The sequence below is a fragment of the Burkholderia sp. 9775_39 genome, from assembly GCF_015712225.1.
GTDB lineage: Bacteria > Pseudomonadota > Gammaproteobacteria > Burkholderiales > Burkholderiaceae > Burkholderia > Burkholderia cenocepacia.
This window is the reverse complement of sequence record NZ_JACCQC010000046.1, coordinates 1-23134: the sequence shown is the minus strand read 5'-3', so window position 1 is coordinate 23134 and position 23134 is coordinate 1. Positions and strand designations below refer to the sequence as shown.

The 23134-nt window shown below is 70.6% G+C and carries 17 protein-coding genes; 4 read left to right on the top strand and 13 right to left on the bottom strand.

Annotated features, from left to right (window positions below; genetic code table 11):
• Positions 1-5: 5 nt before the first annotated feature.
• From glgB to H0X90_RS33805, 8 genes are all read right to left on the bottom strand, one after another.
• Positions 6-2213 carry a 1,4-alpha-glucan branching protein GlgB gene (glgB, locus tag H0X90_RS33840; RefSeq protein ID WP_077189928.1) on the bottom strand — a complete coding sequence of 736 codons (2208 nt, stop codon included), beginning with the start codon at positions 2211-2213 and terminating at the stop codon, positions 6-8.
• Positions 2210-5620 (bottom strand): maltose alpha-D-glucosyltransferase, encoded by a 3411-nt coding sequence (treS, locus tag H0X90_RS33835; protein ID WP_069353846.1) that lies wholly within the window; start codon positions 5618-5620, stop codon positions 2210-2212. The genes glgB and treS overlap by 4 nt, the downstream gene beginning before the upstream one ends.
• Positions 5620-9012: a maltotransferase domain-containing protein gene (locus H0X90_RS33830; protein ID WP_077189929.1), complete on the bottom strand. Its 3393-nt coding sequence runs from the start codon at positions 9010-9012 to the stop codon at positions 5620-5622. Before H0X90_RS33830 ends, treS begins: the two co-directional genes overlap by 1 nt.
• Positions 9013-9163: 151 nt before the next feature.
• Positions 9164-9652 (bottom strand): phage protein NinX family protein, encoded by a 489-nt coding sequence (locus tag H0X90_RS33825; RefSeq protein WP_034203618.1) that lies wholly within the window; start codon positions 9650-9652, stop codon positions 9164-9166.
• Positions 9653-9681: 29 nt separating this feature from the next.
• Entirely contained in the window at positions 9682-10473 is a 792-nt protein-coding gene (locus H0X90_RS33820) for an endonuclease/exonuclease/phosphatase family protein (protein ID WP_006498305.1), read from the bottom strand.
• A complete protein-coding gene (locus H0X90_RS33815) occupies positions 10464-12662 on the bottom strand; it encodes a VTT domain-containing protein (protein ID WP_059722895.1) in 2199 nt (732 codons plus the stop codon). The genes H0X90_RS33820 and H0X90_RS33815 overlap by 10 nt, the downstream gene beginning before the upstream one ends.
• Positions 12659-12997 carry a hypothetical protein gene (locus H0X90_RS33810; protein ID WP_006498303.1) on the bottom strand — a complete coding sequence of 113 codons (339 nt, stop codon included), beginning with the start codon at positions 12995-12997 and terminating at the stop codon, positions 12659-12661. The genes H0X90_RS33815 and H0X90_RS33810 overlap by 4 nt, the downstream gene beginning before the upstream one ends.
• The gene (locus H0X90_RS33805; RefSeq protein ID WP_034204034.1) at positions 12994-13689 is read right to left on the bottom strand and encodes an MgtC/SapB family protein; all 696 of its coding nucleotides are present in this window, start codon (positions 13687-13689) and stop codon (positions 12994-12996) included. The genes H0X90_RS33810 and H0X90_RS33805 overlap by 4 nt, the downstream gene beginning before the upstream one ends.
• A 176-nt stretch (positions 13690-13865) precedes the next feature.
• Between H0X90_RS33805 and H0X90_RS33800 the strand changes: the two genes are divergently transcribed.
• Together H0X90_RS33800 and H0X90_RS33795 are read left to right on the top strand one after the other, a co-directional pair.
• Positions 13866-14108, top strand: a complete 243-nt coding sequence (locus tag H0X90_RS33800; RefSeq protein WP_006498301.1) for a DUF6566 family protein — start codon at positions 13866-13868, stop codon at positions 14106-14108.
• Between the two features lie 87 nt (positions 14109-14195).
• Positions 14196-14903 carry a succinate dehydrogenase/fumarate reductase iron-sulfur subunit gene (locus H0X90_RS33795; protein WP_060267217.1) on the top strand — a complete coding sequence of 236 codons (708 nt, stop codon included), beginning with the start codon at positions 14196-14198 and terminating at the stop codon, positions 14901-14903.
• Between the two features lie 3 nt (positions 14904-14906).
• On the opposite strand, the gene H0X90_RS33790 is transcribed toward H0X90_RS33795, so the two are convergent.
• A complete protein-coding gene (locus tag H0X90_RS33790; RefSeq protein WP_006498299.1) occupies positions 14907-15581 on the bottom strand; it encodes an HAD family hydrolase in 675 nt (224 codons plus the stop codon).
• Between the two features lie 230 nt (positions 15582-15811).
• On the opposite strand from H0X90_RS33790, the gene H0X90_RS33785 reads away from it, so the two are divergent.
• Positions 15812-17014, top strand: coding sequence for a sugar transporter (locus H0X90_RS33785; RefSeq protein ID WP_048987155.1), 1203 nt, complete (start codon positions 15812-15814; stop codon positions 17012-17014).
• 28 nt (positions 17015-17042) lie between these two features.
• Here the strand turns inward: H0X90_RS33785 and H0X90_RS33780 are convergent, their stop codons facing one another.
• Positions 17043-17819 carry an SDR family NAD(P)-dependent oxidoreductase gene (locus H0X90_RS33780; protein WP_077189930.1) on the bottom strand — a complete coding sequence of 259 codons (777 nt, stop codon included), beginning with the start codon at positions 17817-17819 and terminating at the stop codon, positions 17043-17045.
• A gap of 158 nt (positions 17820-17977) precedes the next feature.
• Here H0X90_RS33780 and H0X90_RS33775 point away from each other — a divergent pair, with 158 nt between their 5' ends.
• On the top strand, positions 17978-18880 hold the full coding sequence (locus H0X90_RS33775; RefSeq protein ID WP_077189931.1) for a LysR family transcriptional regulator: 903 nt from the start codon (positions 17978-17980) through the stop codon (positions 18878-18880).
• A gap of 228 nt (positions 18881-19108) precedes the next feature.
• Here the strand turns inward: H0X90_RS33775 and H0X90_RS33770 are convergent, their stop codons facing one another.
• From H0X90_RS33770 to H0X90_RS33760, 3 genes are all read right to left on the bottom strand, one after another.
• Positions 19109-20272: a helix-turn-helix domain-containing protein gene (locus H0X90_RS33770; RefSeq protein ID WP_230877727.1), complete on the bottom strand. Its 1164-nt coding sequence runs from the start codon at positions 20270-20272 to the stop codon at positions 19109-19111.
• 174 nt (positions 20273-20446) lie between these two features.
• On the bottom strand, positions 20447-21574 hold the full coding sequence (locus H0X90_RS33765; protein WP_034203610.1) for an NAD(P)-dependent alcohol dehydrogenase: 1128 nt from the start codon (positions 21572-21574) through the stop codon (positions 20447-20449).
• Between the two features lie 14 nt (positions 21575-21588).
• On the bottom strand, positions 21589-23058 hold the full coding sequence (locus H0X90_RS33760) for a benzaldehyde dehydrogenase (protein ID WP_077057032.1): 1470 nt from the start codon (positions 23056-23058) through the stop codon (positions 21589-21591).
• Between the last annotated feature and the right edge of the window lie 76 nt (positions 23059-23134).

The following is a 23134-nucleotide window of genomic DNA, read 5'->3' as shown; positions in this document are numbered from 1 at the left end:
AGGAGTCAAGCGGGCGTCAACCACAGTGTCGCGAGCGGTGGCAGGCGCAAGGTCGCCGACCACGCCTCGCCGTGCGCGGGCACGGCTTCGGCCCACACGGCGCCGTCGTTGCCGGCGTTGGTGCCGCCGTACGACGCGGCATCGGTGTTCATCAGTTCGCGCCACTGACCGGGCGCGGGCAGCCCGAGGCGGTAGCCACTGCGCGGCACGGGCGTGAAGTTGCAGACGGCGACGACCAGGCGCCCCGCATCGTCGCGGCGCGCGAACGCGAACACGCTGTTGTCGCGATCGTCGCCGATCAGCCAGGAGAAGCCGGCCGCGTGACAGTCGAGCGCATGCAGCGCCGGCTCGGCCGCGTACGCGCGGTTGAGATCGCGCACGAGCCGCTGCACGCCGCGATGCGCGGGCGCGTCGAGCAAGTCCCAGTGCGGCGTCGCATCGTGCGCGAACTCGCTCCACTGCGCGAATTCGCTGCCCATGAACAGCAGCTTCTTGCCGGGGTGGGCCCACATGAAGCCGAAATACGCGCGCAGCGTCGCGAGCCGCTGCCACGCGTCGCCCGGCATCTTCGCGACGAGCGAGCCCTTGCCGTGCACGACCTCGTCGTGCGACAGCGGCAGCACGAAGCGTTCGGAGAACGCGTACACGAGCCCGAACGTCATCCGGTCGTGGTGGTAGCGGCGATGGATCGGGTCTTCGTGCAGGTACGCGAGCGTGTCGTGCATCCAGCCCATGTTCCACTTGAAGTCGAAGCCGAGCCCGCCGTCGCCGGTCGACGCGGTGACGCCCGGCCACGCGGTCGATTCCTCCGCGACGGTGACGACGCCGGCCGGCGCGGCGTCACCGTGCAGCGTGTCGTTCAGCCGGCGCAGGAACGCGACCGATTCGAGGTTCTCGCGGCCGCCGTACACGTTCGGCACCCATTCGCCTTCCTTGCGCGAATAGTCGCGATACAGCATCGACGCGACCGCGTCGACGCGGATGCCGTCGACGTGATAGCGGCGCGCCCACGCGAGCGCGGAGGCGACGAGGAACGCGCTGACCTCGGTGCGCCCGACGTTGAACACGCAGGTGTTCCAGTCGGGATGCATGCCCTCGCGCGGATCGGCGTGCTCGTACAGCGCGCTGCCGTCGAATTGCGCGAGCCCGTGCGCGTCGTTCGGGAAATGCGCGGGCACCCAGTCGACGAGCACGCCGATGCCGGCCGCGTGCGCGCGGTCGACGAACCGCGCGAAGCCGTCGACCGGCCCGAAGCGCGCGGACGGCGCGAACTGCGCGAGCGGCTGGTAGCCCCACGAGCCGCCGAACGGGTATTCCGCGATCGGCATGAACTCGACGTGCGTGAAGCCCATCCCCTTCACGTACGGAATCAGCCGCTCGGCGAGTTCGTCCCACGTCGCGCTGCGGTCCATCTGCTCGGGAATGCGCTGCCACGACTCCGGATGGACCTCGTAGATCGACCACGGCACGCGGTAGCGGTCGACGCGCGGCCGCGCATGCATCCAGCCGTCGTCGTGCCAGGCGAACGCGTGAAGCGCCGCGACGTCGGCGACCACCGACGCCGTGCGCGGCGGCGCCTCGGTCGCCCGTGCGCACGGATCGGCCTTGTGCGGCAGCACGCGCCCGTCGGCCGCGCACAGCTCGTACTTGTAGCGCTCGCCCGCGCCGATACCCGGCACGAACAGCTCCCACACGCCGGACGGCCGCCGCAGCCGCATCGGATGGCGGCGGCCGTCCCACGCGTTGAAATCGCCGACCACCGACACGCGCTGCGCGTTCGGCGCCCACACCGCGAACCGCACGCCGTCGGTGTCGTCGATGCGCACCGGCGTCGCGCCGAGGCAGTCGAGCACGGCTTCGGGATCGCCGGCCGAAAAACGCGCCAGCGCTGCTTCGTCGAGCAGCGTGCCGAACGCGTACGCATCGTCGGTCACCTGATGCGCATCCGGCCAGTCGATCGAGAGCAGATAGTGCGGCGTGCCGCCATTGTGCGCAATGGTCCCCGCGAAGCAGCCGGCGCGATCGACGCACGCGAGCGTGCCGAGTTCGGCGCCGTCCGGCGACAGCGCGCGCACGCGCTCGGCGCCGGGCAGCAACGCCCGCACGACGATCCGGTCATCCTGTTCGTGCGGGCCGAGGCACGCGAACGGGTCGGGATGGCGGCCGGCGAGCAGCGCGTCGATGTCGGCGCGCGCGAACAGCGTGTCGGTCATGGGTTTCCTCCGTCGTCGGGCAGCACGCCGTCGCCGAGCAGGCGGTCGACCAGCGCCGCGAGCCCGCCGACCGGCACGCTCAGCCAGTCGGGCCGGTTCGCGGCTTCGTAGCACAGCTCGTACGACGCCTTGTCGATCAGGAACAGCGCGAGCAGGCGGTCCGCATAGTACGGATCGACGAAGCGCGCGGGCGCGAGGTCGGCCGCCGCGCGATAGCATTCGACGAAGCGGTCGGCGGCCGCCTGCCCGAAGCGGTCGAACAGCGCGCGCTTGCGGCCGGCGGCCTGCGGCGGCGCTTTTTCGATCGCGAACTGCGCGGTCGCGCTCACGTACGACAGCGAGCGCAGCAAGCCGGCCACGTCGCGCAGCGGATGCGATTTCGCGCGACGCCGCTCGAGCGGGCGCGCCGGTTCGCCTTCGAAGTCGATCAGCAGCGCGTCGCCCTGCACGTCGAGCACCTGGCCCAGATGAAAATCGCCGTGAATCCGCGTGCATTGCGCATCGAGCGTGCGCGGCACGAGTTCGCCGAGCGCCTGCACGGCCGCGTCGCGCGACGCGAGCAGCGCATCGGCCGACGCGCGGGTGGTCGGATCGAGCGCGTCGAGCCGCGTGCGCAGCACGTCGAGCGCGCGCTCGAACGACGCGATCGCATCGACGCACCAGCTGTCGACGTGTTCGGGCGTCGCGCGCTCCGGCGCGAACGCGGGATCGTCGGACGGCTGCGCGAGCGCGACGTGCAACTGGCCGAGCCGCGTACCGATGATGCCCGCGAACGCCGCATAGCCGAGCAGCGCATCGGGTTCCTCGCCCGTTTCGGCCGCCTCGCCTTCGTCCGCGGCCGGCAGCGCGAGCTCGTCGATCGCGCGGCGCAGGAAATCGAACGAACGCGTCCATGCGTCGCCCTGGTTGTCGACATAGCGCTGCAGGATCGCGACCGTGTGCGGCGTGCCGTCCGGATCGACGTGCACGACCTCGCCGGCCAGCGTCGCGGTGTTCGCATAGCCGATGCGCGTCAGGTGCCGGCTCATTTCCGCTTCCGGGTGAATGCCGTGCGCGACCTTGCGCACCAGTTTCAGCACGATCGTGTCGCCGATCACGAGCGAGCTGTTGCTCTGCTCGGCCGCGAGCCAGCGCACTTCCGCGTCGTCGCCCGGGTCGAGCCCGGCAAGTGCGTCTTCCGGCAGAAAGGTGAGCCGGCCGCCGTCGGACGTGAGCACCGTCGCGCCGACGCGCAGCTTGCGCAGCATCCCGCGCGCGAACGCCGGCAGCGCGAACGCGTCGGTCAGGTAGCCGACCGTATGGCCGCGCCGCACGCGCGCCAGCGCGAGCTGCGTGAACAGCGGATTGGACGTCTCGCCGCCCCACGCGGCCGCGAGCGGCACGACGTAGCGTTCTGCGCCGCCGTCGCTCGCCGACACCCACGCCTCCGCGTACTGGAACGGCTCGTCCGGAATCGGCGTGACGACGTTCAGCCACGCGTCGCCGATCTTGCGATCCTTCGACGCGAACCAGCGCCGCCGCGCGAGCCACGACGCGAGCGCGTCGTGCGCGAGCGCGTGCAGCTGCGAGACGTCCGGCCGCGTATCGCCGCGCCGCATCACCAGCGTCACGTATTCGGGCAGCGGCTCCGCGTGCGGCTGCCGCCACGACGGCTCGCGGCCGTGCTCGGCGAGCACGAACCACAGGAACCCGTACGGCGGGAAGGTGAGGAGATACGGGAGCTGGCCGATCGGCGGAAACGGCGAATCGGACGTCATCTCGATCGGCACGCGGCCCGCGAATTCGGACAGGTCGAGTTCCACCGCTTGCGACGCGCGCGACAGGTTCGCGACGCACAGCACCGGCTCGTGGCCGTCGAGTTCGCGCAGGTACGCGAGTACCTTGCGGTTCTCCGGGCGCAGGAAGCGGATCGTGCCGCGCCCGAACGCCTGCGACGCGCGGCGCGTCGCGAGAATGCGGCGCGTCCAGTTCAGCAGCGAATGCGGATCGCGCGTCTGCGCCTCGACGTTGATCGCGTCATAGCCGTACAGCGAGCCCATCACCGGCGGCAGCACGAGCAGTTCGGGGTCGGCGCGCGAGAAGCCGCCGTTGCGGTCCGACGACCACTGCATCGGCGTGCGCACGCCGTCGCGGTCGCCGAGGTGGATGTTGTCGCCCATCCCGAGCTCGTCGCCGTAATAGATCACCGGCGTGCCCGGCATCGACAGCAGCAGCGAATTGATCAGCTCGATGCGGCGCCGGTCGCGCTCCATCAGCGGCGCGAGCCGGCGCCGGATCCCGAGGTTCAGCCGCGCGCGCCGGTCGCTCGCGTAGGTCTGCCACAGTAGGTCGCGCTCCGAATCGGTGACCATCTCGAGCGTCAGCTCGTCGTGATTGCGCAGGAACACGGCCCACTGGTTGCTCGGCGCGAGCGCCGGGGTCTGCCGCATGATGTCGACGATCGGGAAGCGATCCTCGCTCGCGATCGACATGTAGATGCGCGGCATCAGCGGGAAGTGGAACGCCATGTGGCATTCGTCCTCGTTGCCGAAGTATTCCTGCACGTCTTCCGGCCACTGGTTCGCCTCCGCGAGCAGCATCCGGTTCGGGTACTCGGCGTCGATCGTCGCGCGGATCCGCTTCAGGATCGCGTGCGTCTCCGGCAGGTTCTCGTTGTTGGTGCCTTCGCGCTCGACCAGGTACGGCACCGCGTCGAGCCGCAGCCCGTCGATGCCGAGGTCGAGCCAGAAGCGCATCACCTGGATCACTTCGCGCACGACGGCCGGGTTGTCGAAGTTCAGGTCGGGCTGGTGCGAATAGAAGCGGTGCCAGTAATACTGGCCGGCCACCGGGTCGTGGGTCCAGTTCGACGTTTCGGTATCCAGAAAGATGATCCGCGTGCCCGCGTATTTCGTGTCGGTGTCGGACCACACGTAGTAGTCGCGATGCGTGGAGCCCGGCTTCGCGCGGCGCGCGCGCTGGAACCACGGATGCTGGTCCGACGTGTGGTTGATCACGAGTTCGGCGATCACGCGGATGCCGCGCGCATGCGCTTCGCGGATGAAGCGCCGCACGTCGGCCAGCGTGCCGTAGTCGGGATGCACGTCGCGATAGTCGGCGATGTCGTAGCCGTCGTCGCGGCGCGGCGACGGATAGAACGGCAGCAGCCAGATCGTGTCGACGCCGAGTTCCGCGATGTAGTCGAGTTTCGCGATCAGGCCGGGGAAATCGCCGATGCCGTCGTTGTTCGAGTCGTAGAACGACTTCACGTGCACCTGGTAGATGATCGCGTCCTTGTACCACAGCGGATCGTCCGCACAGAGCGCGGGTTCGCGGCGGCGCGCGCGGCGCCGGCGCGGCGTGCCGGCCGGCGCGAGCGACGGAAACTGCGCGCGCCGCACGTCGTCGAGGGAATCTTCGCGTTTCATCATGCATGCGCTCCCGAAGGGCCGCGGGCGGGATCCGGTTCGGGCGTCGCCGCCCGCGCGGCGCCCGGAGACGGCGCGAGCCGCCAGATTGCGTACGGCCGCACGTGCGGATCGAGCGAGACGTACTGGCGATGGCCGCGCCAGGTTTCCGCGTGCGCGGCGTCCTGTTCGAGCGCATCGAGCGGTTCGCCGTCGACCAGCCCGAGGCCGCGCCACAGCGCCGCGTCGAGCGTGAAGTTCGCGGCCTGCGGATGCCACGGGTCGAGGCTGATCGCGACGACCACCACGCTGTCGAACGCGGGCGTCGCCTTCATGAACACGAGCACCGAATCGTTGTCCGCCTCGACGAACGTGAGCCCGAGATGCGTCTGCAGCGCCGGGTGATCGCGCCGCGCGCGGTTCAGCCGCGCGATTTCCGCGCCGATGTGCGCGGCCTTGCTCCAGTCGCGCGCGCGCAGCTCGTATTTCTCGGCATCCGCGTATTCCTCGCTGTCCGGCAGCGGCGCCGATTCGCCGAGCTCGAAACCCGAGTACAGGCCCCACGAGCCGGCCAGCGTCGCCGCGAGCGCCGCGCGGATCACGAACTGCGAGCGCGGCGCGTTCTGCAGGTGGCGCGGATTGATGTCGGGCGTGTTGACGAAGAAGTTCGGCCGGAAGAATTCGCGCGGCGGGCCGGCCGTCAGCTCGGTCAGGTAGTCGATGAAGTCGCGCTTCGACTCGCGCCACGTGAAGTACGTGTACGACTGCGAGAAGCCGACTTTCGCGAGGCGATACATCATCGCCGGCCGCGTAAACGCCTCGGACAGGAACACGACGTCCGGATGCCGGCCGCGCACGTCGGCGATCATCCACGCCCAGAACGGCAGCGGCTTCGTGTGCGGGTTGTCGACGCGGAAGATCCGCACGCCGGCGTCGACCCAGAACAGCACCGCGTCGCGCAGCGCGAGCCACAGGTCGGGCAGCGCGTCCGGCGCGTAGAAATCGGGGTTCACGATGTCCTGGTAGCGCTTCGGCGGATTCTCCGCGAAGCGCAGCGAGCCATCGGGCCGCCACGCGAACCAGCCCGGATGCGCGGCGAGCCACGGATGGTCGGGCGAGCACTGGATCGCGAAATCGAGCGCGATCTCGAGCCCGTGCCCGCGCGCGGCGTCGACCAGCGCGCGGAACGACTCGAGCGTGCCGAGCTGCGGATGCACGGCCGTGTGGCCGCCGTCGGGTGAGCCGATCGCGTACGGGCTGCCGACATCGTCGGGGCCGGCGGTCAGGCTGTTGTTGCGGCCCTTGCGCGCGGACGTGCCGATCGGGTGGATCGGCGGGAAATACAGCACGTCGAAACCCATGTCGCGGATGCGCGGCAAATGCGCGATCACGTCGTCGAACGTGCCGTGCCGGTGCGGATCGTCGCTCGCCGAGCGCGGAAACATCTCGTACCAGCTCGAGAAGCGCGCCTTGCGGCGCTCGACGTCGACCGGGTAGGTCGTCGCGTCGTGCGTGACGAACGGGCGGTAGCGCAGCGCCGCGAATGCGTCGGCGAGCGCGGGCGCGCCGATCAGCGCGAGGCGGTCGTCGGGCGACGCGTCCTTGAGCTCGGCGGCGAGCCGCTCCATCTGCTTGAGCGCGCGCGGATCGGCGGGATCGGCGAGCTTCAGCGCGGTCGCGAGCAGCAGTTGCGCTTCGCGCACCTCCAGCGTCACGTCCTGGCCGGCCGCGCGCTTTTTCGCGATGTCGGTGACGAGCGACGCCCAGTCGTCGCGCCATGCGATCACGCGGAATTCATGGCGGCCGAGCTGGTCGAGCATGACGCGCGCGTGCCAGCGATCGTTCGGCTCGGCTTCGAACGGCACTTCGCGCCAGGTGTCGTCGCCGTCGCCGCGCCACTGGAGCACGGCTGCCAGGTGCGCGTGCCCGTCCGTGAAGATCGACGCGCTCACGACGAGCGGCTCGCCGATCACGCGCTTGATCGCGAAGCGGCCGCGGTCGACCGATGGCTCGACGCGCTCGATCGCGATCCGGTCGGCCGCGAGCGCCGCGGACAGCACGGTGCGCTCGCGTGCAGCGTCCGCGCGCGTCGTGACGGGCGGCGCCCGCCATGCATGCAGCAGCGCATATGCGCCGGGCGCGAGCGTGAACGGCTCGAGCGCGGCCGGCGGATGCGTGTGCGCGCCGTCCTGCGTGACGACGCGCGTGAAGCCGCCCGGCACGCCGGGCAGGATCGTCGCGGGGTCGACGGTCGCCGGCGCGTCGAGATCGGGATTCAACGCGATCAGCAACGCCGCGTCGTCGTGGTCGAGCAACGGGCCGGTGCCGCGCAGCAGCGCGGTTGCCGGCGCACCGGGCGCGCTCAGTTGCACGATTTCGCCGCGTGCCGCCGCGACGGGCGTGGCGCGGCGCCATGCGTTCGCATCGGCGAGCGCGGCCGACAGATCGAAACGGGCGTGCTCGAATGCGGCGCGGTAGCGCGCGGCATCCGCGTCGCGCGCCATCAGCGGGACCGTCACGCCGCGCTCGAAGCCCATCGGCACGAGCCAGCCGGTGCCGACGGCCGCGGCCGTCCACAGCGCGCGGCGATACGCGCGGGCGACGGTGTCGTCCGGCGCGTCGGGCCAGTCGTCGGCCAGGCGCGGGCCGTCGGGCGCATCGGGAAACGCGATCGGCGCGCCGATGCGCCGCAGCAGCCGGTGCTCGTCCGCGAACCACGGCGCGCGCAGGTCCCACCAGCGCACCGATGAAAACACCGCGTCGAATCCGGCGGCTTCGAGCTGCGCGAGCGCGTCGCGCGCATGGCCGGGCACCCCGGCGAGCACCGCGACGTCCGGGCGCGCACGGCGCAGCGCCGCGCGCCAGCCCGGCCACCAGTCGGCCGGCAGATGATGCGGCGCGTCGATCAGGAAGCCGGCCGCGCCCGCATCGGCGAACGTCGCGAGATGCGTGCACCACCACGCGGACAGCGCGTCGCGCACCGCTTCGTCGCCGGCGTTTGCATGCGCGATGTCCAGCGCGTGCGCGGTGCCGCGCGGATCGATCAGCGCGTCGTCGTGCGTGCGCTCGACGTACCAGTCCGGATGCTCGGCGCGCAGCGGGTTCTCGCGCGCGATGCGATCGGGCACGACTTCGAGCAGCAGGCGCAGCCCGTGGCCTTTCGCGAGCTGCGCGAGCCGCGAGAAGGTTTCGAGCGCGCTTGCGCGCGTGTCGAACGACTGGGCCGGCCGCCGGAAATCGGCCACGTGGCGCGGGAAGCCGGCGACGCTCGCGGCCCAGAACGCGCCGACCAGCACGTGATCGAAGCCCATCCCGGCGATATGCGCGAAGGTTTGCGGCCATACGTCGAGCGGCCCGACGAGGCGGGCGTCGCAGAAGTAGAGGTGCGGAGCGAACGGTGGTGTGGAGTCCATGGCGTGGCGCGGGCGGGTGGCGGCGAGCGGTAACGCCGGTGCGTCGCAACCTGCGTGCCTGCTGCCGGATCGCCTGCGGAGCACGGTGTGTGCGGGAGGCCGGCTTGAAGGGGCTGCCGTTTTTACATGATTGCCGGGCACGCGCTTGCACTTACATGCGCGGAATCGACCGAATATCCGAACTGTCGCCCGTCGCCGGATCGTCGTCCGAAGTAGGAATCGGCACACCCGGGTCATACCGCACCACCGCGCCATGTTCGATCCGGTGCGGGAACGACGGCGGCGCGTCCACCTCGTCGCCGAAGCGCGCACGCACGAACGCGCGCAGCAGCGCCACGCGCGCATCGCGGCCATGCGCGCCGCACGTCGACGGGCCGTCGACGAAGGTCGCGTCGCATTCGACGTCGTTCCCATGGCGGGCGATCCGCAGATCCTCCACGCGATCGAGCACCGCGCCCGCGTCGGCCCACGACGCCGAAGGCGCGAACGGCGCGTCGAGATGCCGGAACGCGTCGCACGCGGCCGTCACGACGACGGTCGGCGCGACCGCCGTGAAGCGCAGCGTGTCTTCGTCATCGGCGCACAACGCGCGGGCGCACCAGTAATCGAGATCCTTTCCGTCGAGGGCATCGGTTCGCATGGGCTGACTCCGTCGGATCGAAAAACGCGTCACCGCGCAAGCGCCGTGCCCGTCGCGGGCGTCGCGCGCATCCGGGCCACCAGCGGATAGTGGTCCGACGCGTGCCGCGCCCGCGCGCTGCGGTGCACGACCACGTCGACCAGCAGCTCGCCCGGATGGATCCAGATCCGGTCCAGCGAGAACACCGGGCACACGGTCGGGAACGTGCGCGGCGCCGGCGCGCGCCGGAATCGCGTGACGAGCGCCTGCAGCGCGCGGCCGCGCACGAACCACTCATTGATGTCGCCGAGCAGGATCACCGGCATCGCGCCGGTGTCGAACGCCGCGAGCAGCCGCTGCACCTGCGCGCTGCGTTCGCTGGCGGACAGCCCGAGATGGGTCGCGACCACGCGGATCGTGCCCGCGCCGCAGTCGATGTCGGCGTCGAGCGCGCCACGCGGCTCGCGCGGGTGGAACGACAGGTCGAGCGTGCGCGCCGCGCGGATCGGGCAGCGCGACAGCACCGCGTTGCCGTAGCGGCGCTCCGGCGTGTCGATCGTCGGGCCGGCCACCGCGTGCATGCCGGTCGCGTCGCGCAAATGCGCGAGCACGTCGGGCGCGCGCGTGCCGCCGAGCGGCACTTCCTGCAGCGCGATCACGTCCGCGTCGAGTTCGTCGATCACGGCCGCGATCCGGTCGACCGCGCGCGCCGGCCACGCACCGTAGCCGCCGTGGATGTTGTAGGTCGCGATCCGCAGGTCGCGCCCGCCCGGCGCGGCGGCGGGCGCCGCGTCGGCGGTGACGACGTGCGGTGGCGGGGCCGCGTGTTCACTCAGCGCCATCGTCGCAGCATCCTCACGAGCAGGATCGACACGCCGACCAGCACGAGGCCGATCGCCGCGAGCCATGCGAACGCGCCGGGCCCCGGATGGCTGAGCGCGGCGGTCAGCTGGTGCGCGAACGTGACGGTCAGCACGATGCCCGGCAGCATCCCGAGCGCGGTGCCGATCAGGAAGTCGCGCAGCCCGATGTGCGACGCGCCGGCGACGAGGTTCACGACGGTGAATGGCGCGATCGGCAGCAGCCGCAGCACGGCCATCGCGACCACGCCGCGCCGGCCGATGCGCTCGCTCAGCCGGTTCGCGCGCGGGCCGGCGAGCCGGCGCACCGCGTCGCGCCCGAGCCAGCGGCCGAGCGCGTAGGTCGCGGCGGCCGCTGCCATCGAGCCGATGCCCGCATACGCAAAACCCGGCCACGCGCCGAACACGAGCCCCGTCGCGGCGATCAGCAGCGTGATCGGCACCGCGCAGGTCGCCGCGATCACGTAGGCCGCGAGCAGGAGCACCGGCGCGGCCGGCAGCCGCGCGATGCCGGCCACCGCGTGCGACAGCGATGCGACGTTCAGGTGCGCACCCAGCGGCGTGAAACGCCACGCGAGCGCCAGCGCGGCGATCGCGAGCACGATCGCACCGAGCACGAAAAAGCGCGCGGTGAGCGTGCGATGCTGTTCGTGCGGCACGAATTCGCGGATGAACCGGTCCGGTTCGATCGGCTGTTCCGGGTCGAGCCGCGCGCTGACCGGCACCAGCGCTTCGAATTGCGGCGACACGGCCGGATCGAGCGTGCGCAGCGTGCGGCCGGGTTTCGCGCGCAGCCGGTCGAGCACGACGTTCGGCCGTTCCCCGCACGCGAACGCGTCGGCCACCGCCGCGGGCGTCGTGCCGAGATGCTCGGCCAGCAGCCGCTCGCGCATGGCGGCGATCGCGGCGCGAATGCGGGGATCGCCGGCCGCGACGAGCGCGATGCAGCATTCGGTGTCGAGCAGCATCGAGCGGTTGTTCAGGTTCGCGCTGCCGATCACGATGCATTCGTCGTCGACGATCGCGACCTTGCTGTGCACGTTCACGCACCCGTCGCCGAGCCCGTCGACGTGCGGATACAGCAGCCGGTAGCGGTCGAAGCGGTCGGCCGACGCGAGCGTCGCGTGCAGCCGCGCGCGCAGCACGCCCATCGTCGCTTCCTGCAGCCAGCCGCTCTGCACGCGCGGCGCGACGACCGTCACGTCCGGCCCGTGCGTGTCGGCGAGGCGCGCGGACAACGCTTCGCGCACCACTGCGGCGGTGAAATACTGGTTTTCGACATACAGGTGCCGCCGCGCGGCGCGGATCGCGTCCTCGACGAGCGCGCGCACCTGCCGCACCGGCTCGCGGCCGCCGTGACGCGGCGCCGTATAAGCGATGCCGAGCTGCACGTCGCGCACGTCGACGCGCGCATCGGGCGGCCACGGATCGTCGTCGTCCGCGCGGTCGAGATGCCGCTGCGCGCGGATCGCGATCGGGCGCCCGCACGCCTGCAGCCAGCGCGCTCGCGCCTGTTCGCCGATCGCGGCGGCGGCGTCGCCGTCGAACATCGCGTGCACGTCGTGGAACGGCCCGTACGGCATGCCGTGCTCGTCGCGGCGGCGCGGATCGTCGGCCGCATGCGCGGGCGTGTCCCAGCGGGCGCGCGTCAGGTCGAGCCCGCCGACGAACGCGAGCCGGTCGTCGATCACGACGAGCTTCTGGTGATGCGACGCGCCGCGCGGATGCGCATCGTCGAGCCGGAACCGGATGCCGCGATGCGCGCGCCAGCCGGCCCGATACACGGGCGGCCAGTCGCGCTCCAGCGCGTAGATCATCGCGAAGTCCCACGCGAGCACGTAGATGCGCAGATTGTGGCGGGCGGACGCGAGCGCGTGCAGGAAGGCCGCGAGCGTGTCGGGCAGCGTGTCGTCGGCGCCGCCGGGCGCGAGCCGCATCCGGCTGTCCACGTCCCAGCCGACGATGAACACCGTGTGGCGCGCGCGCAGCAGCGCGGCGCGCAGCGTCGAGAAGTACGCATCGCCGTCGACCAGCATCGCGAAGCGGTCCGCGCCGCGGATCGTGTCGCAGTTGCGCCCGCGTTCGAGCAGGCCGTGCCGCGGCGGGCCGGCCGCCGGCGCGGCGTCGAGCCGGCCGTCGTCGGCGCGGGTCGCGCGATCCGGCACGATCATCGGGCGCCGACGTCCCGGCCGCCGTCGATCCGCTGCAGCAGCGCGTCGCAGCGCGCGCGCAGCGCCTGCAGTTCCGGCGAATGCGCGTCGAGCCGCACGCGTTCGCCGCTGTGCGGATCGCCGTGCGCGATCGCGATCTCGTAGATCTCCTGTGCGATCGTCGCCGACGCGTGTGCGATCCTGATCCGGTCGAGCCAGTCGCATTCGGCGTGCTGGCACGCGAGCCACGCGCGCAACGCGCCGACCAGCTGGCTGGTCGTGAGCCAGGCGCCGCTGCGCATGCGCGCGGCCAGCTGGCTCGTCACGAGATAGGAGAGCAGGTCGGTCTGGGTCACACGAGGCTCCTTGACGAGGTGTCGGGTTGACAGGTCCGTACGCACGCGATGCGTTGCAGCGTTTCGCAGATCGCCGCAAATTCCGGCCCGCTCGTGCGCGAGAACGAGACGGAGATGTCGTCGGTATCCGGATCGTCGTCCGACTGCTGGACGATGAACCGCTTCACGCGCACGCGGCCGGGGCCGAGCGCCTCGTGCAGCGTGCCGAGCGTCAGGCCGCCGCGCTCGGCCACGAGCAGCAGCGTGCGCTGCTGGCGCTGCGCGATGAAGCGGCGCTCGAGCGGCTTCACGCCGGCGAGGATCACGAGCATGATCGCCGTCGCGCCGATCGACGCGACCACCATCCCGCCGCCCGCGGCGAGCCCGACGCCGGCCACGGCCCACAGGCTCGCGGCCGTCGTCAGCCCGCGCACCACTTCGCCGCGCAGCAGGATCGAGCCCGCGCCGAGAAAGCCGATGCCGGACACCACCTGCGCGGCGACCCGCGACGGATCGAGCACGACGCCGTTTTGCCCGCGCACGTCCTCGAAGCCGAACGTCGACACCAGCATCACGAGCGCGGAGCCGACGCACACGAGCATGTGCGTGCGCAGCCCGGCGGCCCAGTTCAGGCGCTCGCGTTCGAGCCCGATCACGCTGCCGAGCAGCGCGGCCAGCAGCAGGCGTCCGAGTAGTTCGATGTGGCTGATCATGATGTGCATCCCTTCCGGCGCCGCGTGGTGCGGCGCGGTAGCGGTTCGATGCGGAAATGGGACGCAAGCCCCGTGCCGGCCGGGCACGGCGCGTGCGCGCAAGGCCCGCGGCGTGTGCGCCGTGCATGCGGCGCGCATTTTTTGCATCGCCATCGCAGATAAGACAGGAGGCCACCGTGCCACATCAACAGGACGCACAGGTTCGGGACCCGTATCGCGGGTACGAGATTCTCGTCTGGGCGCGACCCAACGAGCGGGGCGCATGGCGCGACGAGGTGCAGGTGTACGTCGACGGCGCGCGCATCGAGTTGTATGTGCCGGAGGCGGCCGGCCCCGAATGGTTGACCGAGGTCGAGGCGCTGCGCGCGGGCGTCGAGCGCGGCCGCTATCTGATCGACAAGCGCGTGGACGACGACTGACCGGCATGGCGCTTGCGGCGCCGTGTGCCGCGACAGCACTTGCGCAGCACCCCGTGAACCCATGCCGGCCCGCGCCGGGAGGAATCGATGAGCGATCCGCGCACCCTGCATATCTACCGCTACGACCCCGATCGCGACACGGCGCCTTACATGCAGCGCTTCGAGATCGACGTGAACCCGGACGACCGCATGCTGCTCGACGTGCTCGGCCGCGTGAAATGCGACGACGAGACGCTGTCGTACCGGCGCTCCTGCCGTGAAGGCATCTGCGGGTCGGATGCGATGAACATCAACGGCAAGAACGGCCTCGCGTGCCTGACCAACATGCAGACGCTGCCGCGCGAGATCGTGCTGCGGCCGTTGCCGGGGCTGCCGGTGGTGCGCGACCTGATCGTCGACATGACCGACTTCTTCAACCAGTACCACTCGATCCGGCCATACCTGATCAACGACACGACGCCGCCCGAGCGCGAACGGCTGCAATCGCCGGACGAGCGCGACCAGCTCGACGGGCTGTACGAATGCATCCTGTGCGCGTGTTGTTCGACGTCGTGTCCGAGCTACTGGTGGAACCCGGACAAGTTCGTCGGCCCCGCCGGGCTGCTGCAGGCGTACCGCTTCATCGCCGATTCGCGCGATCTCGCGACGGCCGAGCGGCTCGACAATCTCGAGGATCCGTACCGGCTGTTCCGCTGCCGGACGATCATGAACTGCACGGACGTGTGCCCGAAGGGGCTGAATCCGACCAAGGCGATTTCGGAGATCCGGACGATGCTGGTCAGGCGGACGGTGTAGCGCCTACGGCCGCGCCGCCACCTCGTCCAGATGCCACAGCAGGTCCGCCGGATCGTCGTACACGCGCAGCGCGCCGGCGCGCTCCAGTTCGTCGCTGCCATACCCGCCCGCCAGCAGCCCGACGCCGAGCGCGCGGCAGCGGCTCGCCGCGAGCATGTCCCAGATACTGTCGCCGACCACCACCGTATGCTCGATCGGCACGTTCAGCTTCGCGGCGGCGGTCAGGAACAGGTCCGGGTCCGGCTTCGCGTACTTCACCTGATCGCGCGTGACGACGACGTTCTTCGCCGGATCGACGCCGAGCGCCTCGAGATTGATGGCGGCCGTTTCCATCCGCCCGCTGGTCGCGATCGCCCAGCGGATGCCGGCATTCGACAGCGCGGCCAGCAGTTCGCGCGCGCCGGGCAGCGGCCGGACCTGCGCGCGCAGCCGCTGATACGCGGCCGCATGCAGCCGCGCGAGCCGCTCGACGCGTTCGGCGTCGATGTCGCCGGCCGTCTCGCGCAGCAGCTGGTTCAGGAACAGGCCGCCGCTCATCCCGATCTTGCGGTGGATGCGCCACACGGACAGTTCGATACCTTCGGCATCGAGTGCTTCCTTCCACGCGAGCACGTGCTGATAGACGCTGTCGACGAGCGTGCCGTCGAGATCGAACAGAAATGACGTTTCAATGCGCATGTAATCCTCCTGGCCCGATGATGGTCGGGCAAATCGCCCGCAAGCATGCCCTGTCGACACATTATCGGCGCTGAGCCGTGTCATCGCCATGTCCCGTTGCCGCGCCGGGCGGCGGCGCGCCATTCGCCGCTGGTACAATCGCGGCGATGTGCCGGGCGGGGCCGGGCTTTCCGCGCCACGCCGCGCCCGCGCCGTACGCGCCCCCAACCCTCGTCTCGTCGAATCCACGCATGGCAACACCGGACGCCGTCAGTTCCAGGCAATCGTGGTGGGGCGTCCTGGCCCTGGCCCTCACTGCCTTCATCTTCAACACCACCGAATTCGTGCCCGTCGCGCTGTTGAGCGCGATCGGCGACAGCCTGCAGATGCAGCCGACCGCGGTCGGCCTGATGCTGACGATCTACGCGTGGGCCGTCGCGGTCGTGTCGTTGCCGCTGACGTTCGTCACGCGGCACGTCGAGCGCCGCAAGTTGTTGAGCGTCGCGCTGCTGGTGTTCGTCGGCAGCCACGTCGTGACCGGCGTCGCGTGGAATTTCACGGTGCTGATGATCGGCCGGCTCGGCATCGCGTGCGCGCATGCGGTGTTCTGGTCGATTTCGGTCCCGCTCGCCGTGCGGCTCGCGCCGAGCGACCGCAAAAGCCGCGCGCTCAGCCTGCTCGCGATGGGCTCGGCGATCGCGATGGTGGCCGGGATTCCGCTCGGCCGCGTGATCGGCGAGGCGTTCGGCTGGCGCGTCACGTTCCTGATCATCGCGGGCGCGGCGGGCGTCGCGCTGCTGTTGCTGCGTGCCACGCTGCCGTCGCTGCCGAGCCAGGGCGCGGGCTCGCTGAGCAGCATCGGCGTGTTCCTGCGCAAGCCGGCGCTGGTCGCGCTGTACGCGATCACCGTGCTCGTCGTGTCCGCGCACTTCACGTCGTACACGTACATCGAACCGTTCGTGCAGAGCGTCAACCACGCGAGCAGCAGCCGGATCACCTACGTGCTGATCCTGTTCGGCGTCGCCGGCCTGCCGGCCGCGGTCTGCTTCAATCGCGTCTATCCGCACCGGCCCGACGATTTCCTGCTGGCGTCGATCGTCGCGCTGTCGGGCTGCCTGCTGATCCTGTTCCCGTGCGCGCTGAACATCGTCACGCTGTCCGTGCACACGCTGGTGTGGGGCGGCGCGATCGTCTGTTTCGGGCTCGCGATGCAGGCGTGGGTGCTGAAGCTGGCGCCGGAGGCGACCGACCTGGCCGTGTCGATCTACTCCGGGCTGTACAACGTCGGGATCGGCGCCGGCGCGCTGCTCGGCAACCATATCGCGGGCGATTTCGGGCTGCCGTGGATCGGCACTTTCGGCGGCGCGGTCGCGATCTTCGCGGCCGGGATCGCGTGGGCCGCGTTGCGGCTGCACGCGAAACGGGAAGCCGCGGTCGCGGCCCCCGCGCCCTGAAGCCGCCGCGCGGCTCGCGCCCGATGGATCACGCGACCGAGTAGCCGCCGTCGGCCACCAGCGCGTGCCCCGACACATAGCTGGAATCGTCCGACGCGAGGAACGCGACGACCGTCGCCATCTCGTCGGCCGACGCCCAGCGGCCGGCCGGCGTCGATTCGGCGAAGGCGAGCCGTGCGTCCTCCGACGGCCAGATGCCGCGATGATGGAACGGCGTATCGATCAGCCCCGGGCACAGCGCGTTGACGCGCACGCCCCGTTTGAACCATTCGATCGACGCCGTCTTCGTCATCCCGATCACCGCGTGCTTGCTCGCGATATACACCGACGCGTTCTCGAAGCCGATGACGCCGCCCATCGACGCATTGTTGATGATGCTGCCCTTGCCCTGACGCAGCATGATTTCAGCGGCGAACTTCATTGAATTGAAGACCCCGCGCACGTTCGGCTCGAATACGCGGTCGTAGCTTTCCGCGTCCTGCTCGAGCATCGGTGCGAACACGCCTTCCGTGCCCGCATTGTTGAACGCGATGTCGAGGCGTCCGTGGGTCGACTCCGCGAAATCGAACAACTGGCGGAGCTCGGCTTCGTTCGCGACATCCGCGGCAAAGGCTGTCGCGTTGCCGCCGGCGGTCGCGATCTCGTCGACCAGCCGATCGAGTTCGGCCTTGCGTCGTGCACTGACGACGACCTTCGCGCCGCGGCGCGCGAGTTCGAGCGCCGACGCGCGGCCGATGCCGGAACTGGCGCCCGTCACCAGCGCGATGCGGCCTTCAAGTGGGGCAGCGTGCTTGCTTGCGTTCATGATGCGTTTCTCCGTGGTGGTTGACCCGTTGCGTCGAAGCGACGTCTGATGCGCATTGTGGTCGCTCGGCGGCGACAAAAAAATGGAACAATGGCGCATTTAGAATTCCTTTTTGAGGAATTAAAATCGCTTTTTCGCGAGCATCATAAAGGCTTCCCATGCCCAATCGCCTCGACATCCTGAAGATCTTTGCCGCGGCTGCCACCGCGCCGACGTTTCGCGAGGCGGCCGCGCGGCTCGGCGTGTCGCCGCAGGTCGTCACGCGCGCGGTGCGCGAGCTGGAGGAAATGCTCGGCGAAACGCTGTTTCACCGGACGACCCGCAGCATCCGGATCACCGCGTTCGGGCAGTCGTTCGCGCGCGAGGTGCAGGGCGCGCTGGCCGTCGTCGACGGGCTGTTCGGGCCGGCGACCGGTCAGCGCGACGAACCGGTCGGCGTCGTCCGGATCACCGCGCCGTCGGGCATGGGGCGGCATTACGTGCAGCCGATCCTCACCGGCCTCATGCAGCGGTATCCGGGGCTCGTGCCCGATCTGCGGCTGTCGGACGTGCCGTCGCCGGTGGTCGACGAGCAGATCGACATCGGCGTGCGCGTCGGCGCGATCGGCGACAACCGCTTCGTCGCGCGCATGGTCGGGCCGTTGCCGATGTGGGTGGTGGCCGCGCCGGCGCTGATCCGGCGGCTGGGCGAGCCGAAAAACCGCAAGGCGCTCGAAGCGATGCCGGTGACCTGCCTGATCGACCGCGCGAGCGGGCGTCCGTGGCCGTGGATGTTTCGCGGCGAGCAGCAGTTCGTGCCGCCTTCGCCGGCTTACCTGACCGACGACACCGAGGTGGAGATCGAGGCCGTGTGCGCGGGCGTCGGGGTCGGCCAGTGCGCGGAGTATCTGGTGCGGCCGTACGTCAGGAAGGGGCGCCTCGTGCGGGTGTTGCCGAGCCTCGAACCCGAGCCGTGGAAGCTGCACGTCTATCGGCCGCGGCGCGGCCCGATGCCCAGGCGTATCCGGGTGGTGTACGACGAACTGGTGGCGAAGCTCGCGGACGCGACGTGGCGGGAGTAGGCGTCGTCGCCGCCGTGCTGTCGGCCGACACGCTGCGGCAGCGTCCTGGTGCCGACGCACCCGCATTCGATGATCGCAGTCGGCGAGTTCGGGCGACCGTGGATCGGCTCCTTCGGCGGCGTGGTCGGTGCGTTGTCGGCCGGGCTCGCGCGGCCAGCTTTGCAGTTGCATGAGCGGCGGGCGTCGCTTAGCGCCATCGCCAGCCACACGGCCCGCTATCGCGAACCGTCAATGCGACCCGTCGTACCCGATTCCCGCCGCATCGAGCTGCCTGAGCTTCGCATACAGTGTCGTGCGGGAAATGCCGAGCTGCCGCGCGGCCGCCGACACGTTGCCGTCGTGCTCGGCGAGCGTCCGCCGGATCGCGTCGAGCGACTGTTCGTGCAGGCTCGCCTGAGCGCCCGCGGCCGATGCGGTGCGGCACACGTCGGCGGCGTCTTCCAGCACGTCGGCGTGGCGCGCCGTCGTCGCCCGGTCGAGCGGTGCACGCACGGTGCGCACCCATACATGGCTACCATCGTCGCGCGCGATCCGCTGCGGCGTGCGCGCCGGTGTCAGCAAGCGGCGCTGCTGCGCGGGCGTCGCGCCGGGAAACAGTTGCCGAAGATCGTACGGGGCCACCGGCCCGGCGGGCGCGAGGTCGAGCATCTGGCGCGCCAGGCGGCTCACCGCGCGCACGCGGCCCGCTTCGTCGAGCGCGATGACGCCGGCGAGCGGCGTGCCGAGCCAGCGCGCGTCATGCTGGACCTGCAGCAAATAGCAGTCACGCAACATCGCGTAGAGCCGCTGCTCGGCGGACAGCGCCGCGTGCCGGAACTGTTCGCGCAACTGCACGACGTTGCGCCGGCCGACGCCGGTGATGTCGAGCGCACCGATCACTTCACCGTCGAAACCCACCAGCGGCACCGCGAGGCAGAACACCCGCGACAACTCGTGGAGATAATGCTGCGCGCCCGCGACGATGGCCTCGGCGCCGTCGTGGATCACGCAGCTCGGCGCGGTCGTGCCGACGTTCGGCTCGACGATCCGGCGTCCGGCGACGATCGGTGTCAGCAGCGCGTCGTCGCATTGCGGACTGCGCCGCGCATGGACGATCGTGCCGTGCGGATTGACGCACATGATCGTCCATTCGGTGCCGCCGAATGCGGCCCACAGCGGCTCGATCTCCTGCGCGACGCAGCGGGCGAGCCGCCGGTCCGCGCGCGATTCGTCGCGCTCGCGCTGCATTTCATAGCGGGCGGTTTGCCAGGGCTGCAGCCCGGCGTCGCGCGAGCGCAGCCACGAGCGTGCGACGCTGGCCGGCAACGCCGTTTCCGGCAGCGGCTCGCCCGCGGCGAAGCGGGCGCGGAGCCGGTCGAGGTCGACCGGCCGTGCAGGGGATTCAGGGGCCATGTTCACGCTGCGCTCCATGTGAGGTCGAATGGTCGGGCCGGGCGTGCCGGCCCGGCGTGTCGCGCGAATGCGTAATATAGCCCGCTGCCCGAAGCCGGGCATTTTCGTGCCCGGCAAGGTCGCTCGCCGCGTGGCGCCGCCTGGCATCGGCGGACGGCCCGCGACGCCCCGCGCCTAGTGCGGCAACCGCAGGATCGGCTTGAGCGTGATGCCTTTGCTGCTGTCCTCGGCGGCCTGGTTGATCTGCTCGAGCGAATAGAACTTCACCAGCCGGTCGAACGGAAACCGGCCCTGCAGGTGCAGTTGGACGAGCTGCGGAATGAACGTCTGCGGCACGCTGTCGCCTTCGACGATGCCGCGGATCGTGTGGCCGCCGAGCAGCAGGCTGTTCACGTCGAATTCGGCCCTGGTGCCGAGCTTCGGCGCGCCGACCACGCCCATCGTGCCGCGCGAGCCCAGCGCGTCGATTCCTTGCGACAGCACGGCCGGCAGCCCGGTCGATTCGAGCGCGTAGTCGACGCCGCCACCGGTGATCTCGCGGATCGCGTCGACGACGTCGACTTCCCGGCTGTTGAGCGCGTGCGTCGCGCCGAGTTCGAGCGCCAGCGCGAGCCGCGACGGCACGATGTCGACGGCGATGATCGTGGTGGCGCCCGCGATGCGCGCGGCCATCACGGCGCTCATGCCGACCGCGCCCGCGCCGAAGCTCGCGAAGCTGCTGCCGGTGCGCACCGCGAGCGAATTGATCACCGCGCCCGCGCCGGTCTGGATCCCGCAGCCGAGCGGGCCGAGCAGCTCGAGCGGCGCCTCCTTCGGCACCTTGATCGCGTTGTTCTCGCGGGCGAGCGCGTAGCTCGCGAACGACGACTGCGCGAAGAAATGATCGTGCAGCGGTTGGCCGGATGCGTCACGAAGCGCGGTTTGCCCGTCGGCGTCGGCGCCGCCGAAGTTCAGCGCGAAGAACTGCCGGCAATACGCGCCGTGACCGCCGACGCACGACGTGCAGTGACCGCACGCGCCGTAGGTCAGCACGACGTGGTCGCCCGCGGCGAGCGTCTTCACGTTCGGGCCGACCGCCTCGACCACGCCGGCGCCTTCGTGACCGAGCACGGCCGGCAGCGGCACCGGATAGTACTGGTCGCGCACGATCAGGTCGGTATGGCACAAGCCGGTCGCGACGACGCGCACCAGCACCTCGTCGCCGCGCGGCGCGCGGATCCGGGCGGATTCGATCGAGAACGGCGCGCCGGCGGCGCGCGCGACGGCCGCGGTGACGGCGCGTGTATCGTTGTCGGTGTACATGGTCGGTCTCCTCGTCAAATCGGATACGGCGGCGCTTCGCCCTTGATCGTTAGCCACTGCCACTGCGTGAATTCCTCCCAGTTTGCCGCACCGCCGATGCTCGAGCCATTGCCCGATGCGCCGACGCCGCCGAACGGGTTGATCACTTCGTCGTTGACCGTCTGGTCGTTGATGTGCAGCAGCCCCGTGTTCAAGCGCTCGCCGATCCGCAGCGCGCGGCCGACGTCGGCGGACAGGATCGCCATCGACAGCCCGTATTCGGTCCGGTTCGCGAGCGCGATCGCGTCCTCGTCGGTATCGAACGGCACGACGATCGCGACCGGCCCGAAGATTTCCTCGTCGAACGCCGGATTGCCCGGCGCGACGCCGCTCAGCACGGTCGGCTCGAAGAACAGGTCGCGATGATTGCCGCCCGTCTCGACGCGTGCGCCCGCGCGGCGGGCCGCGTCGACCACGCTCGCCGCATGGTCGCGTTGCGCGGCGTTGATCAGCGGGCCGAGGCCGACGTCGCCGGTGGCCGGGTCGCCGACGCGCAGGCTGCGCGCCTTGTCGACGAGCTTCGCGACGAAGCGGTCGTGAATCGCGCGCTGCACGAGCACGCGGCCGGTCGCCATGCAGATCTGGCCTTGATGCAGATACGCGCCCCATGCGGTGTTCGCGACCGCGCGGTCGAGGTCGGCATCGTCGAGCACGATCAGCGAATTCTTGCCGCCGAGTTCGAGCGACACCTTCTTCAGATGGCGGCCCGCCGCTTCGCCGACCTTGCGCCCGGCCGCGGTGGAGCCGGTGAACTGGATCATCGCGACGTGTGGATCGGCGACCAGTGCCGCGCCGGCCGCGCCGTCCCCGGGCAGCATGTGCAGCACGCCTTCGGGCAAGCCGGCAAGCTCGAACACGCGCGCGATCGCGACGCCACCGCACACGGCGGTGCGCGGATCGGGCTTCAGCACGACCGCGTTGCCGAGTGCGAGCGCCGGCGCGACCGCGCGCATCGCGAGGTACAGCGGGAAGTTGAACGGCGAGATCACGCCGACCACGCCGCGCGGACGGCGGCGCGCGAGCGACAGGCGGCCGGCCGCGGACGGGAGCACTTCGCCGGCTGCGCGTGATGGCAGGCTGGCGGCTTCGTGCAGTGCCTTGATGGTGATGGCGGTTTCGAAGGAAGCTTTTGCGCGGGTCGAGCCGCTTTCGCGCACGAGCCAGTCGACGATCGCGTCGGCGTGCGTTTCGGCGATGGCTGCGGCGCGGCGCAGGACGGCTGCGCGCTCGTCGTAGGGGAGGGCGAACCACGCGGGCTGGGCGCGGTGGGCGGTCGCTGATGCTTCGCCGATGGCTGCGGCGTCGGCGACGCCGATGCGGCCGAGCGCGTTGCCGGTCGCCGGTTCGATTACGTCGGCCGCGTGCGGGCTCGCGTGCCAGCTTCCGTTGAAGATCTTGCCGCGCCAGATGTCGGTGTCGAACAGTGCGGGGGTGTTGCTATCCATTTGCGCTCCTGGGGAAATTCGGATCGGCCGGATCGGCGTTGGTTGGCGCCGATCGGCATGCGCGCGAGGGTAGGCG

Excerpts from the sequence above, each read along its gene's own strand:
- glgB (WP_077189928.1), bottom strand. The coding sequence starts at position 2,213 with ATGACCGACACGCTGTTCGCGCGCGCCGACATCGACGCGCTGCTCGCC.
- treS (WP_069353846.1), bottom strand. The coding sequence starts at position 5,620 with ATGAAACGCGAAGATTCCCTCGACGACGTGCGGCGCGCGCAGTTTCCG.
- H0X90_RS33830 (WP_077189929.1), bottom strand. The coding sequence starts at position 9,012 with ATGGACTCCACACCACCGTTCGCTCCGCACCTCTACTTCTGCGACGCC.
- H0X90_RS33825 (WP_034203618.1), bottom strand. The coding sequence starts at position 9,652 with ATGCGAACCGATGCCCTCGACGGAAAGGATCTCGATTACTGGTGCGCC.
- H0X90_RS33820 (WP_006498305.1), bottom strand. The coding sequence starts at position 10,473 with ATGGCGCTGAGTGAACACGCGGCCCCGCCACCGCACGTCGTCACCGCC.
- H0X90_RS33815 (WP_059722895.1), bottom strand. The coding sequence starts at position 12,662 with ATGATCGTGCCGGATCGCGCGACCCGCGCCGACGACGGCCGGCTCGAC.
- H0X90_RS33805 (WP_034204034.1), bottom strand. The coding sequence starts at position 13,689 with ATGATCAGCCACATCGAACTACTCGGACGCCTGCTGCTGGCCGCGCTG.
- H0X90_RS33795 (WP_060267217.1), top strand. The coding sequence starts at position 14,196 with ATGAGCGATCCGCGCACCCTGCATATCTACCGCTACGACCCCGATCGC.
- H0X90_RS33790 (WP_006498299.1), bottom strand. The coding sequence starts at position 15,581 with ATGCGCATTGAAACGTCATTTCTGTTCGATCTCGACGGCACGCTCGTC.
- H0X90_RS33785 (WP_048987155.1), top strand. The coding sequence starts at position 15,812 with ATGGCAACACCGGACGCCGTCAGTTCCAGGCAATCGTGGTGGGGCGTC.
- H0X90_RS33780 (WP_077189930.1), bottom strand. The coding sequence starts at position 17,819 with ATGAACGCAAGCAAGCACGCTGCCCCACTTGAAGGCCGCATCGCGCTG.
- H0X90_RS33775 (WP_077189931.1), top strand. The coding sequence starts at position 17,978 with ATGCCCAATCGCCTCGACATCCTGAAGATCTTTGCCGCGGCTGCCACC.
- H0X90_RS33770 (WP_230877727.1), bottom strand. The coding sequence starts at position 20,272 with ATGGCCCCTGAATCCCCTGCACGGCCGGTCGACCTCGACCGGCTCCGC.
- H0X90_RS33765 (WP_034203610.1), bottom strand. The coding sequence starts at position 21,574 with ATGTACACCGACAACGATACACGCGCCGTCACCGCGGCCGTCGCGCGC.
- H0X90_RS33760 (WP_077057032.1), bottom strand. The coding sequence starts at position 23,058 with ATGGATAGCAACACCCCCGCACTGTTCGACACCGACATCTGGCGCGGC.